General features: G+C 36.7%; 15 protein-coding genes. 1 reads left to right on the forward strand and 14 read right to left on the reverse strand.

What is annotated here, in order from left to right:
• Window positions 1-34 precede the first annotated feature (34 nt).
• Both ABKA15_RS06740 and metG read right to left on the reverse strand, forming a co-directional pair.
• The gene (locus tag ABKA15_RS06740; RefSeq protein WP_049512562.1) at window positions 35-1,336 is read right to left on the reverse strand and encodes an ABC transporter substrate-binding protein; all 1,302 of its coding nucleotides are present in this window, start codon (window positions 1,334-1,336) and stop codon (window positions 35-37) included.
• Window positions 1,337-1,556: 220 nt separating this feature from the next.
• Window positions 1,557-3,554, reverse strand: a complete 1,998-nt coding sequence (gene metG, locus ABKA15_RS06745; protein WP_049512560.1) for a methionine--tRNA ligase — start codon at window positions 3,552-3,554, stop codon at window positions 1,557-1,559.
• Between the two features lie 241 nt (window positions 3,555-3,795).
• Between metG and ABKA15_RS06750 the strand changes: the two genes are divergently transcribed.
• Complete coding sequence (locus ABKA15_RS06750) at window positions 3,796-4,056, forward strand: SemiSWEET family transporter (RefSeq protein WP_049512559.1); 261 nt, start codon at window positions 3,796-3,798, stop codon at window positions 4,054-4,056.
• A 365-nt stretch (window positions 4,057-4,421) separates the two neighbouring features.
• On the opposite strand, the gene ABKA15_RS06755 is transcribed toward ABKA15_RS06750, so the two are convergent.
• The 12 genes from ABKA15_RS06755 to ABKA15_RS06810 form a co-directional block, all read right to left on the reverse strand.
• The gene (locus ABKA15_RS06755; protein ID WP_049512558.1) at window positions 4,422-5,054 is read right to left on the reverse strand and encodes a DUF421 domain-containing protein; all 633 of its coding nucleotides are present in this window, start codon (window positions 5,052-5,054) and stop codon (window positions 4,422-4,424) included.
• A complete protein-coding gene (locus ABKA15_RS06760) occupies window positions 5,051-5,506 on the reverse strand; it encodes a DUF3290 family protein (RefSeq protein ID WP_003031485.1) in 456 nt (151 codons plus the stop codon). Before ABKA15_RS06760 ends, ABKA15_RS06755 begins: the two co-directional genes overlap by 4 nt.
• A 189-nt stretch (window positions 5,507-5,695) precedes the next feature.
• Complete coding sequence (locus ABKA15_RS06765) at window positions 5,696-6,331, reverse strand: SdpI family protein (RefSeq protein ID WP_049512556.1); 636 nt, start codon at window positions 6,329-6,331, stop codon at window positions 5,696-5,698.
• The gene (locus tag ABKA15_RS06770; RefSeq protein ID WP_049512554.1) at window positions 6,318-6,599 is read right to left on the reverse strand and encodes an autorepressor SdpR family transcription factor; all 282 of its coding nucleotides are present in this window, start codon (window positions 6,597-6,599) and stop codon (window positions 6,318-6,320) included. Before ABKA15_RS06770 ends, ABKA15_RS06765 begins: the two co-directional genes overlap by 14 nt.
• Window positions 6,600-6,805: 206 nt before the next feature.
• On the reverse strand, window positions 6,806-7,054 hold the full coding sequence (locus ABKA15_RS06775; protein WP_021001410.1) for a hypothetical protein: 249 nt from the start codon (window positions 7,052-7,054) through the stop codon (window positions 6,806-6,808).
• Between the two features lie 370 nt (window positions 7,055-7,424).
• Window positions 7,425-8,750: an ISLre2 family transposase gene (locus tag ABKA15_RS06780; protein ID WP_049512552.1), complete on the reverse strand. Its 1,326-nt coding sequence runs from the start codon at window positions 8,748-8,750 to the stop codon at window positions 7,425-7,427.
• Window positions 8,751-8,874: 124 nt separating this feature from the next.
• On the reverse strand, window positions 8,875-9,108 hold the full coding sequence (locus ABKA15_RS06785) for a hypothetical protein (RefSeq protein WP_003043299.1): 234 nt from the start codon (window positions 9,106-9,108) through the stop codon (window positions 8,875-8,877).
• Between the two features lie 78 nt (window positions 9,109-9,186).
• Entirely contained in the window at window positions 9,187-10,008 is an 822-nt protein-coding gene (locus ABKA15_RS06790) for a ParA family protein (RefSeq protein WP_003043418.1), read from the reverse strand.
• Window positions 10,009-10,099: 91 nt separating this feature from the next.
• The gene (locus ABKA15_RS06795; protein ID WP_039677044.1) at window positions 10,100-10,684 is read right to left on the reverse strand and encodes a recombinase family protein; all 585 of its coding nucleotides are present in this window, start codon (window positions 10,682-10,684) and stop codon (window positions 10,100-10,102) included.
• Window positions 10,685-10,788: 104 nt separating this feature from the next.
• On the reverse strand, window positions 10,789-12,429 hold the full coding sequence (locus tag ABKA15_RS06800) for a relaxase/mobilization nuclease domain-containing protein (RefSeq protein ID WP_049512549.1): 1,641 nt from the start codon (window positions 12,427-12,429) through the stop codon (window positions 10,789-10,791).
• Window positions 12,420-12,812 (reverse strand): plasmid mobilization relaxosome protein MobC, encoded by a 393-nt coding sequence (gene mobC, locus ABKA15_RS06805; protein WP_049512547.1) that lies wholly within the window; start codon window positions 12,810-12,812, stop codon window positions 12,420-12,422. The genes ABKA15_RS06800 and mobC overlap by 10 nt, the downstream gene beginning before the upstream one ends.
• A 199-nt stretch (window positions 12,813-13,011) precedes the next feature.
• Window positions 13,012-13,293 carry a hypothetical protein gene (locus ABKA15_RS06810; RefSeq protein WP_186832608.1) on the reverse strand — a complete coding sequence of 94 codons (282 nt, stop codon included), beginning with the start codon at window positions 13,291-13,293 and terminating at the stop codon, window positions 13,012-13,014.
• Window positions 13,294-13,320: the final 27 nt, after the last annotated feature.

A 13,320-nucleotide genomic window follows, 5' to 3' on the forward strand; every position in this document is an offset into this window, starting at 1 on the left:
TTCCTCCATCATGACCCAAGTTCCCTGTTGTCATTTATTTTTTAGATACTGACTGAATGGCATTTGCCCAACGAGTATTGAAGTCTTTCATAATATCTTCAAAGCTTTCTTTCGAGTTTCCAATTGCAGCATCAATAATTCTTTGTTTTTCTTTATCTGTAGAGCCAATTCCCAATTGTGATTGGTCGTTGATATCTCCAAAGAGTGATTCTTTTCCTTCTGGAGCGGGTGTTTCTTCCATCAATTGAACACCTGCTTCTTTACTTGCTTTCAAGGCTTCTGGATATTCAGCCCCACGAACCGTTGGAATACCACCATTGTCTTTTGCATAGTCTGATTCATTGACTAACCAATCCAACAATTTACGTGCAGCTTTTTTATGTTTGCTATGTACGTTAATGCCGTAGTTGTAATCACCAGCAACGCTCATATATTGCTTACCATCAGCTGCTGTTACTGGAAATGCTTGGAATTTAATGTTCTTAGCATTATCAGAGTTTGCTTGCTGAATTTGTGGGACAGCCCAACTTCCTAATTGCATCACAGCAATTTTTCCATTTGCCAAGTCAACTTTTGATTGTTCCCAGTCACTAGTTGTTGGGTCGCTTTCAATCAATTTATTTTTACTAACATCATAAAGCAAACGATAAATCGTATTCATCACTTTTCCATCACTAAATGGTGCTGTATCCGCTGTCATTTTGTTGGTAAAATCAGCATCACCAGATACACCAGCCTTCACAAAGTCCCAATTTGACAATGTCCAACCAGCTGCATAGTTTGTATATAGTGGTGTTACATCTTTATTTTTCTCTTTAATCGTCTCAAGTGCTTTTAAAAATTCTTCTGGTGTCTTAGGGAAAGTCTTAATACCTGCATCTTTAAAGACTTTCATATTGGTTACCATACCTGTCGCATTTACCTGACTAGGTATTCCATAAGAAGTACCTTCGTATGAACGGTCGTTCATTCCTAGGTATTTCTTAGATAGCTCTTCTTTCTTGCCAAGTGGCTCGAAGAAGTTTTTATAATCTTGAGCTTTAATATCACCCGGAATCATTAGTAAATCGCCATATTCTTTGCTGTTCATCCGCGTCTTTATTTGTCCAGCATAATCCGTAATCGTTTGTATTTTCACCTTAATATCAGGATATTTCTCGTTAAATTTCTTGATATATTCGTCCCACTTACCATTTGTTTCCCAGTCTGTACGATGGTTAATAAATGTAATCGTTTCCTTTTTTCCATATGAAGAAGAACCTCCATTTGAGCAACCTGTTAAAGTGATTGATGCAACCGCAGCAATAATTCCAACACCTAACAAACCTTTTTTCATCAGATTTGCCTCCTTAAGTTTTTTGTGAAAGATATCTTTTGAATTAAGTATATCACTTTTCTTTATAAAAGTATATACTTTTATAAAGAAAAATTTATACTTTTTGTTTTTATCTAAAATAGGTGAATTTCATATGTATTAAATGCTTAATTAATAACTGAAACAAAAATAAATGACATGACCACAATTGTAATCATATCATTCTATATTATTCTATAAATTACCCAATCAAACTACCATTTGGCACGCTTGGGTCAACACTCAGAAGTATCAACTGATCGCCATGTTCGGCTGAGAGAATCATGCCTTGGCTGATACGTCCCATCATCTTGCGTGGCTTAAGATTGGCTACGATTTGGACTTTCTTGCCAACCAATTCTTGTTCGTTCGGATAGTATTTAGCAATCCCAGAGAGGATTTGACGATTTTCTGCATCTCCAGCATCCAAGCGGAATTGGAGTAATTTATCACTCCCTTCCACTTTAGAAACTTCTTTGACTTCTGCGACACGAATTTCCAGCTTATCAAAGTCGTCAAATTTGATTTCTTTACGGTTGAGTGTGAGCTCTACTTCTTCTGGCTTCCATTCCTTCTTAATAGCTGGCTTGCCACTTTCCATCTGCTCTTTGATATAGGCAATTTCTTCATCCATATCAAGACGTGGGAAGATTGGTGTCCCTTTGGTAACTACTTTAATACCCGTTGGCAGTCCTGCTAAATCTAGATTTTCTAGGTCAAAATCTGCCCCTAAGCCAAGTTGCTCCATGATAGCATTTGATGTCGTCATCATGAACGGTTGAATGAGGTGAGCCACCACGCGCAGGCTGGCTGCCAAATGCGCCATAACCGCTGCTAAGTCATCACGTTTAGCTTGATCCTTAGCCAATACCCACGGAGCTGTCTCATCAATGTATTTATTGGTACGAGAAATAATATTCCAAACCACTTCAAGGGCGCGTGGATAATCCACAGCATTCATTTGTTTATGGTATTGTGCCAAATTATCAGCAACTACTGCTGCCAAATCAGCATCAAAGTCCGTCACATTTTCCACGTAAGCAGGAATCTCACCACCAAAATACTTGTTAATCATCGCAACCGTACGGTTGAGGAGATTTCCAAGGTCATTTGCCAGCTCATAATTGATACGACCCACGTAGTCTTCTGGCGTGAAAGTGCCGTCAGAACCAACTGGAAGGCTACGCATGAGGTAATAACGAAGCGGATCCAGCCCAAAGCGTTCCACCAGCATTTCTGGGTAGACGACATTGCCCTTAGATTTAGACATCTTACCGTCCTTCATGACAAACCAACCATGAGCAATCAGACGTTCTGGCATCTTTAAATCAAGCATCATGAGCATGATTGGCCAATAAATGGAGTGGAAGCGCAGAATGTCTTTCCCAACCATGTGGAAGACTGTACCATTATTCCAGAATTTTTCAAAGTTGGCATCTGCATCTTGACCATAGCCAAGGGCCGTCGCATAGTTGAGAAGAGCATCAATCCATACATAAACCACATGTTTAGGATTGGAAGGTACCTTTACTCCCCAAGTAAATGAGGTACGCGATACAGCCAAATCTTCCAAGCCTGGCTCAATAAAGTTCTTGATGATTTCATTCATACGACCATCTGGCTGGATAAAATCAGGATGAGCATGGAAAAAATCTACTAGACGATCGGCATAGTTGCTGAGACGGAGGAAATAGGATTCTTCTGAAACCCATTCCACTTCGTGACCTGATGGTGCAATGCCTCCGATAACCTTGCCAGTTTCATCACGGAAAACTTCTTCTAACTGACTTTCGGTAAAAAATTCTTCATCTGAGACTGAGTACCAACCTGAATATTCACCTAAATAAATATCGTCCTGAGCTAAGAGACGTTCAAAAACATCTGCTACTACTTTTTCATGGTAATCATCCGTCGTACGGATAAATTTATCGTAAGAAATATCAAGGAGTTTCCAAAGTTCCTTAACACCAACTGCCATGCTGTCAACATAGACTTGCGGTGTAATACCTGCTTCTTCCGCTTTCTGCTGAATCTTTTGCCCATGCTCGTCCAGACCAGTTAGGTAAAAGACATCATAACCCATAAGACGCTTGTAACGAGCAAGGACATCGCAAGCAATGGTCGTATAAGCACTCCCAATATGGAGCTTACCGCTTGGATAGTAGATTGGTGTTGTAATATAAAAATTCTTTTCAGTCATAGCTTTTCCTTTCAAGGCAAATGAAACCTCATATTTGATAACACTTTATTATAACATATTACATAGTTTTTTAAATAAAAAATAGAGTTGATTTATGCTACACTCATAGTTATTAGTATATTATTCTTGCTTAAATTTTATGATTAGTATAAAATAGTGATATTGCATTAATTGTTTTACATTAATTTAGTTATAAATGAATTCTAGTTTTCTACACTACATTTTATGAGGAATTATATAAATGAACGAAAAACGAATGAAAATGATAGGTTGGGTGGCGACATTCATGTCTGTTATGATGTATGTATCTTATATCCCACAAATTATGGACAATTTAGCTGGACATAAGGGAAACTTTATTCAACCTTTGGTAGCTGCCATTAACTGTAGCCTTTGGGTTTATTATGGTTTGTTTAAAAAAGAACGCGATTTACCACTTGCTGCTGCAAATGCTCCAGGTATTGTATTTGGATTTATTACTGTACTAACAGCAATATTCTAACCCTAATTGAATTCTCTTACTGTCCTATCTGACAGTAAGGATTTTTGTTGACAGTTCTTACAAGAATAGAATTACAAACAAAAACTCTGATTTCCTCAAAAACAAAAGCTCTATCTGGATGGACTAGTCGGATAGGGCTTTATTTTTTATATTTGTGCCGTTTTAGAAAAAGATTTTTTAATATTCCTTTACTATCTTTAATGCTATCTATTTTTAAACTATAATTTCAACAGCAGCTTCATTTTTCACCTTTTTATCTCACATAAGCTTCGCAGTATCTTTATCCTGATTTCATTTTTCTGCGGAACTCCTAGCAAGCTCTTCTTCTCTCTTTTGCTTTTATCTATTCAAAAAGGAAAAGAGTCTTAATACGTCACAACGCTCAAGTTGCCACTTTCATATTCTGCGATGAAGATATTAGAAATATCAGTATAGCCTTCCTTAGCGAGCCTCTCGATTAACCATTCTTCTGTTTTGTCAATAGACTCTAAAATATCAATCTGGACAACACCGTCTGTGATAATGGGGTATTTCGGATTTTCCTCACCTGCCTGTACGACAATAAGCTGACCGTTTTGTTCCATGACTGCTCGTTTAACCTGCTTTAGTTGAAAAATTCCTTGGCTACGTAACTTCAAAGCTACATCTGCTGCTGAAAGACCAACGGAGCGGCAAGCTTCTGGGCTCAACTTCCCATGCTGAATCAGAGTAGTCGGTTTGCCATCCATCAAATGCTTGACTGTCCGAATATTGTTATTGAGCCATTTTAGAGTCAAGACCAAAATCGTCCACATAATGAGGATGATCGCATACTGGAGAATGTTAATAGAACTATTGTAAATCACCCCACCAATAATACCACCTAGAACATAATTTTGAATCTGGTCGATTGCGGAATTAGGTGCCAGATTTCCTTTTCCTGTCACATTGATAACAAACACGAGTGAAAACAGTCCCAACGCTAGTTTAATCAGGATTTCAAGAAAATTCAATGTCATTTTTTAACCTCCACTAATTTGATATCTGTTGTCTTATGTAATTTAATTTTTTCCAGTAAATACTTATCTGGCTCACTGCCACTCATAGCTCGATAAAAATCTTTTCCAACTTTTAAAATTGCTCCATCCGTCGCAGCTGAAGTGTTGACATAAACCTCTGACTTATCTACTCCCAAATCTTTTGAAATAACTTCAATAAAATGAAGAGAGGTTTGGAACTGGTTATTAGAGGCTTGATTGGTCTGAAAAGTACTAATCCCAATCAGAACGATAGCAATCAAAGACAAAATGGAGATAATCGCCAATTCACGAAATTTCGAATCGCGCTTATTTCGATAGGCCTTAAAAGCAAAAAAACCTGTCACAAGTAACAACAAAATAGAAAGTCCAATCGTCACCCAGTTTTGCTGGCTGATTTGACTCAAAACATAATCATAAGAATAAAATTTCATTTTTTCTCCCTCTATTTTCTCGGCCTATTATAGAAAATTTTTCAATATTTTTCAATATTTCTAGAAATCGTATTTTAACAAGATAATAGGAGCGAGACAAAAATCAGCAACTCAAAGAGTTCAATTTTGTCGTCCCGCTCCCACAACGATAATTAGACTAAAAAAGTTTCAAGCTAAACAGCAAATGAATCAATGTATCCTTTTAGATAACCAGTAAGAATAAATCATTGGCACTACAATCATAATGATTAGAGTAAAAACAAGCACGAACGTAACTGCAATCTGAACGAAACCATTAAAGAAAATGATAATACCACCAATTACCCAAATTTTACCAGCCAGACGATGTGTCTTTATCCAATTATCATCATTATCCAAAGTCCATGGGAGACGTATACCAACCGTATAATTGCGACGAGTTTTTGGCATGTAATTCCCAATAGCAATAAATAGAACTCCTAAAAACATACCATTCATCAGAGCATGATTAACTGCATAACCCAAGGCTTGCGCGTAAATAGCTGTCATGACTAAACAAGATGTCAAAGGAATAATCCAATAAACCAGATGCCACATTTTCAAGCTAATATTCTTAGATTTAGGATCCTTGCTAGTCACAAATAAACCAAACCAATGTATAAGCAGCAGAAAACTAGGAATACCAAAAACTGTTACCCATCGACTACTGAATCCATTTACTTGATTCGAAAAATCAAAATGCGTTGCCATCGTTTCTGGTAGCCGATCCCAAAAGAAACAACCCACAAGCACAGGCAACAGAATCATAACAGTTGTTAGTCCTAATATTTTTTTATTCATTTTCATCTCTTTTATTTTCCTTCAAGTCTGCCAACCACACCATCATATCCTCCAACACAGACGTATTGAGTTCATAGTAAATAAAGTTTTTCTCCCGTGTTTCCACAACCAAATCCGCCTGCTTCAAGACATTGAGGTGATGCGAAATGGTAGCTCCTGTCAATTCAAACTGGTCTGCTATTTCCCCAGCAGACATCTTGCCCATTTTTAACAAATCTAAAATCTCTCGTCTCACAGGATGAGATAGGGCCTTGAAGGTATTAGTAAAACTCATGTTTACTCTTCCTTTCCTTTTGTAAAATGGCTAGCGCAAGAAACAATAAAGGCGAAGATACTACTCTTTTTTGACATCTTCATCACTTCCATCTTCTATTTAGATATTCTTCTAAATAGAATTATACGCTTTATTTTTAAAAAATACAATAGATATTTACTTAACTTTCTAAATAAAAAAGAAGGTTCTACACCTTCAAATGATTTCTACAAAAAGAAAGAGACTATCAAGGCAGAAAGAACAATCAGGACCGAAAGTGTCACAGCCAGACTTACCCAAAAACCAGCTGTATTCCTTGGATTGACCCCAACTCCAACACCAATTTTCTTCGGTACCCAAAATGGCTCAGAAGATGTTTGTTTTCCCCTCAAACGAAGTAACTTAATAAGGTACCAAAGAAAGAATATGAATAAGACGACTTTCAATAATAATAATAGTAATAATAATTCACCCATTTTTATCCCCTTTGACTAATATTATACACCTTACTATCCCTTTTTACAACCTCAAACTCGCTTAGGAATGTGTCTGTTTTTGGGAGAAAATGAAAAATCATCAAGAGAACGACAATCAAGACCGAAACGTTTGGACTTTTTTCCTGTTTCAGTCTTGATTTATTGCTCTTTTGATGTTACAATATTTCTAAACTGATTAACAAGCCCTACTTGTTTAATCGGTGGGCGTTTGAGTGTTGTCGCACTCAGCGCCTTTTCTTCGTGTTTTTCTATAGCTGTATTATACCATATCCTACAAATAATGCAAGCATTTCATGTTAAAATTGTACACAAAAGCGCTAAATCTTAAGGGATTTAGTGTTTTTATAATCTACTTCTTATACAAATAACTCTTAATTCTTCGAGAAGGACGAACATCCGGCAAAGCATGATGGGCTTTTCTAAAAGTGGTAAGACGCTCTCTTTGTGTGTCATCTATCTCTTGTATTTTCTCGTACTCCGTCCGCCAATTGCCAAAGAAGAGATCTCTTAGCTCGCCAGTATGGTTCAAAAGAATCGTACGACTCATTGTATCTGCTCCCTTTTTACTCCAATACATCCCTCTATTCTTCATTCGATAGGCAATTTTACGGTGTTGACTTTCCATAATCCCAATACCCCTGGAACTCAATCCCATCTGTTCAGGTGTAACCGTGTACTGAAAATTTCTAAGCAGCTGCCTCTTGAAACGACCAAAGGTCTCAAATTTGTTATCCGAATCAATCAAAGATTCTGCAGTATCTAAAACAGTCTTTAGCCTACTTTTATCTCGTTTCTTAATAGCCTTAAAAGCCTCTTCTGTCAATTCTGCTGATAAAGGAGTTAAGTTGATTTTCAAAGCCTGATGCACATGAAAAGCATCCCAAAAATGAAAATGAGCTTTGGGTTTAAAAGCACTTGCTAGGTCTTGAAAAATATGTGGTGAATAACCATGACCGCCATCTGAATTGGTGATAATGAGTGTTTTAGGTGTAATCTCAAAGTGATTATAGATTAAGTCAATGAGTTTGTCTTTCGCCTTATAGTATTGTGTCGAAACCACTTCCATCTTATTTTTTAAAACATTCCTTTTTCCTCTCTTGCTACCAGTATGAACGACAAAATGACTTAATTCAACGGACTTGGTCTCCGTTTCAGGATGAGATTGTTTCACCCAAACACCATCTCCTTCTACGTATAGAATCTCTGGTTTGATTCTCTTTTTCTCTTCAGGAACTGCTAATACTCGGTACTCGTCCCGCTCTTTCAGGAGTCCCCCTGCTGTCTCTAGCGCTCGTTGAACGCTATTTTTTGTGATATAAATATTCTTCAGCAATTCCATCACCGATACCACTTTACGATATGGCATAAAGTTAGAGAGTGTGGTTAGCTGATAAAGGAGTTCTTGTGAGAACCTGGCACGTGGTTTAAGTCCTAACTTTTCATCAACAGGTATCCTGATAATATCCCCTTTCTTCCATCTGCTTCGTGAAAAAGTCATCTCCCCAAAAGGAAAGATAACAGTCCGCTCTTTCTGATTGATTCTCTTGAAACCCTGGGTTCTCATGATCGGGGCGATATAGCTCTCATATTTTTCAATCATTTTGAGGAACGTTTGGCGATTGTTCTCTTGTAAAGCAGTAAAGAAATCTCTTTCGTCTAAGACTGCTAAATCCATCTACTCACCTCTTCTACTAGAATAAAAATATATTATACCGCAAATCAAGGCAAAGAAAAAAGCCTTCCCTTTTGGGGAAGGAAATAACTTTGTATTAGTTTAATATTATTTTTATAATATTTTATTATTCTTCAACGCTAGCAATCCAATCATTTAAAAAGGCAGCAGTTGATTTTCCATAGCCATTGGCTTTAGCCAAGCGAGCTAACTTCTCTTTATTTTTCTTATCCAGCGTAAACGAGGTAATCACCTTTTCAGGCTCTTCTCGTTTGGGAAGACTGGCAGTTGGAACACGTCTCTCTGCTATCTTTTCCCCTAATGCCTTTTTAATTTGTTCTTTTTTGGGTTCAAATGCCATCTCTTCGCTCCTTCTGACTAATTTTATAATATTTATTTAATAGTTCTATATTTTAAAAATAATATAGAACTATTATTTTTATATTATATCACAAATGATTTGAAATGTCTTAGCCATTTCTTCAAAGAATTTACGATTTTTTTGAAGGACGGCTGGTTCTTCTGCCATTTCAAAAATAGATTGCTTATCCATTGTAGATTTGTTAAATAGTTCCTTTTGTGGAATATAGACCACTTCCTGTGTATCAGGAGAAAGAATCCTACCTTCCTCTTCCGTCTTATTCAGTGTTTCTAAAAGACTCTTAGAGGAACTGGTATTGTGTTTAATCATGTTTGGAATAAAGTACAGCTGAGCAGTGATGTAGCTCTCCCTTGTACGATAATTGATAACTTCTTGTCGAAAAGATTCTAGGCGATCTTCTAAGTTAAACTTTGCATTATAGCCGTGTTCGCTTGGAATGATCGGACTAATAATTGAGTGACTAACTGCAATTGCATTGCGAGTAGCTGTCGAAAAGTCAGGATGACAATCAATAATGACATAATCAAATAGATCTAACCTTTTGTCCTCATAGTGATCTTCTAACCACATATACAGCAACATATCTTTATTTACCTTATTTTCTAAAGATTTTTCGATTGTATCTAGTTGCATATAACCTGGTATCAGGCTAATGTTTTGTTTAATAGGGATAACTTTAACATCCCCCTCACCTTTGAAAATATTGGCTACAGTATCTGTATCATCGTAAATACCGTAAGTTTGAGTCAAGTTACATTGATGATCCAAATCAAGAAATAAGACTTGGTATCCTTTACGTGCTAACCATTCCCCAAAGTTAAAAGCCAACGTTGTTTTGCCTACACCGCCTTTAATGGCCGCAAAAGTTATAATTTTCATTTTCAATTCTCCTTTTATAATTATATTATTTTTATAATATAATTATACTACAAAAATAATTATAAGTAAATATAAAAATATTATTTTTATATTATCGCTTAATCTGATATTTATCACGGTAACGTCTGAAAGTACGCTCGTTAATCCCTGTAAGACCTGCCACATCTTTATCAGACATTCCTGATAAGTACAGTTCAAAGGCGTGTTGTAAACGGCTATCATCTTTAGCAAAGAGAGATTTACGCCCTCGATATTTACCTTGATTTTTGGCAATGACAATTCCCTGTGCTTGACGCTCCTTTATCCGTTCTCTTTCAGCTTGTGCCTGGTATTTGTAGAGTTCTAAAATCAAGTTATTCAATAGCCGTCTCAAGTTATCATCTTCAATCCCTCGAAGGGTTGGGAGGTTGAGAACCTCCAAAGTTGCCCCTTTGATCTGAATTTCATTCATGACCTCAGTCAGCTCCTTATTATTCCTTCCTAGCCGTTCCAGCTCAGTTACGACCACTATATCCCCTTCTCGGATATACTCCAGCATAATTTGTAATTGTGGACGGTCTTTGCTTGCTCCACTGATAGCCTCCTGAAACAGTTTATCCACGTGCTTCAGTTGCTCCAGCTGCCTAGCCATGTTTTGGTCTGAAGCGCTAATTCTAGCATAGCCAATTTTAGCCATTTTTACCTCCTTATTTTGCCGAACTCTATTGTCCGCCTTACAAATCCACTAAAATCAATAAAACACAAGCAGGTCAATAGAGTATACCCTACTGACCTATTTTTTTATATTGTCTTGTGTTGGTTTTTCTCTTCATTTCTTTCACGCTGTTCCACTCTCTCCTTGATTTCCTTATAGTCTGTATAGTTCTTAATCACTAGGTCAAGATGTTCACGTAGTGCTTCTCTTTCCACCTGAATTTCTTGTAACTCTTTATTCAAGATCTTCGGATTAGTGGTCTTATCAATCTTGAATTGTTCCAGAATTTTCTCAGCGGTAACACCTTCTGGCTTTCTTTCCTGATAAACTATTAGAGCTGAAATAATTCTGTTCACATTACCAATTCGTTGATCTAAATTATTCAATTCTTCTTGCGTCTCTTTGAGCTGTTGGTCAAATCTGGCTTGAAGTGCCTGAAACTGATCGCCATTTGTCACATTGTTGGCTGCTAAAAAGTTAAACTCTTTAACAAGCATTTCCATACGAGAAATATTTGGATTTTTGCGCATAATCATCTCGCCGCTATCCTTAGATAGCTGTTTAATAACTGTTGAACCTCTCATAAAACGGTTATCTTGTGATTGGTCAGGATTGATAAAATAGAAAAAATCTTTTTGCTTCAAGTAAATTTCATAGGAACCATTTTCCAACTTATCTACCTGACGAGCGGGTATTAAGATAGTACCCGTTTGATTCACTCCAAATTCCATTTCAAGGTAAATTCCACGTGACGTTTCTTGTTTTACCTGCCAATCTTCCACTTCCAATTTTATTTCAAAGTCAGATGACCGCTCCTGTTCTTCTTTCTGATAACGATTTTTAATTTCTAATAAATCAAAGGTTACTTGATTCTGATCTAAACGTTTAAGAATATTCTCTAAACTATATTTGCGACGTTTAGACAAAATATCATCACGTGTGTTCCGCTCTTGGAGTTTTCCATCAAGCGGAACGGTTAGACGATATTTAACAAACTTTCCAGAATAATCAACATTAAGATCAAGTGCTTTTGCTTTAGCTTTAAAATCCTCCAGACTGGTAGAATGCTTCAGCAAAAATTCCAAACGATTCTTAATCTCCACTTTGAAAGTGTTGGCTTGTTGCCAAGCTGTATATTTCTTGTGTGAATTTTTCATGTTAGACTGAATAATCTTAGCACCGTACAAGTCCGATATTTTATCTGAAATTTCTTTCAAGTTGTTTCGTGTCCTTTTTTGCCAGCGAAATTTCTTTAGAGTCACCTCATTAGTCGTGTTAAAAATAATGTGGTTGTGTAGGTGTCCTCTATCTATGTGAGTAGCCACCACAAATTGATAATCACCGCCTGTAAATTCTAAAGCTGTCTTACGTCCGATTTCATGAACTTGCTCTGGTGTTAAATTGTCCTCTGGCGAAAACGACTGAATGAGATAATGAGCCAACACTCTTTTTTCATTGTGTAAGTCGGACAATTCCTTATTTTCAGATTGTAACTCTGCCAAGTATTTAGTCATTACAAACTCATCAAAAGCATTTGTCGGTGTTATGATGTTGTGACCTGATACCAATTGCAAACTAACATTTTCTTCTTCTAAGCGAATATCAAACTCTCCAACTAAAGTAGACTTATCAATCATCCTAAGTGTTTTGGTCTCTTGAGTGATATAATCAAGGGCTCTTTTCAGTCGGTCAAGCTTTTTAATTTGTGCGACTTTAATCACAACCATGTTTCTATTTTCTCCTTATCTTTATCTCTATTTTCTTTTTCCAGCCCTTTAATTTCTTTTAGTTTTGAGGATAATAATTGAGTGATTCCTTTCAGTTCAAGTTTAATAGCTTCTAGCTCTTCTAAAGAAGTTGTTTCAGTAGTATTAACATACTTAGTAATCTGGTTGATATTCACCCCAATTCGATTGATTTCTTGTTTGATTCCAACTAATTCTGACAAATCAACTTTGACAACTGCACCAAGCAACATCATTTTTCGAGCATAGGTCGAGAAATTTTTAACACCTGCGTTTGTCATTTTCCGTTTGATATATTTTTCTTCATCTGCATTTAACCAGACTTTTTTCTGAATCGGTCTGTGTCTATTTACATGTTCAACCATTAACGTATTCCTTCTTGATTAAAATTTGAGTTGTGTACCTCCAGATTTCATTTACTTTTCATCTGGCAAGCGTAGCAAGTGGGTACCCACTTGCGATAGTTGACAAAAACTCAACAGCCGCTTCTGCAAGAAACAGCTGTTGTTTTGTGTCAAGTTTTGGGGAAATCCCCAAGCCCCTTTTTGCCGCTTCGCTCTTTGGTTAGAAGATGATTTCCTCTGTTGGTTCCCAACCAAGAATCTCTTCTCTTTCCTGTTCGTAAGCTTCATCTGTCAGGTGAGAAAGTTCATCATAGGCTCTTTGATAATCTGCAAAAATATCCAATTTGAGTTCTTCTATATCTACCATATCTCGGTTAATGACTGCCATCATTTTTTTACGGCTGGCATTTTTAAGCTGGTTATTTTCTTTACGGTTGCCCACCTCAAAATTATCAAAAAGGTAAGTCAGCAAAATTCCCTGTGTTGTTTCCGTCATCATCATTTCCTCCGTATTCTATCTGTCCTAATG

This window comes from Streptococcus sp. KHUD_010, assembly GCF_040207525.1.
In the GTDB taxonomy this organism is placed as follows: Bacteria; Bacillota; Bacilli; order Lactobacillales; family Streptococcaceae; genus Streptococcus; species Streptococcus hominis.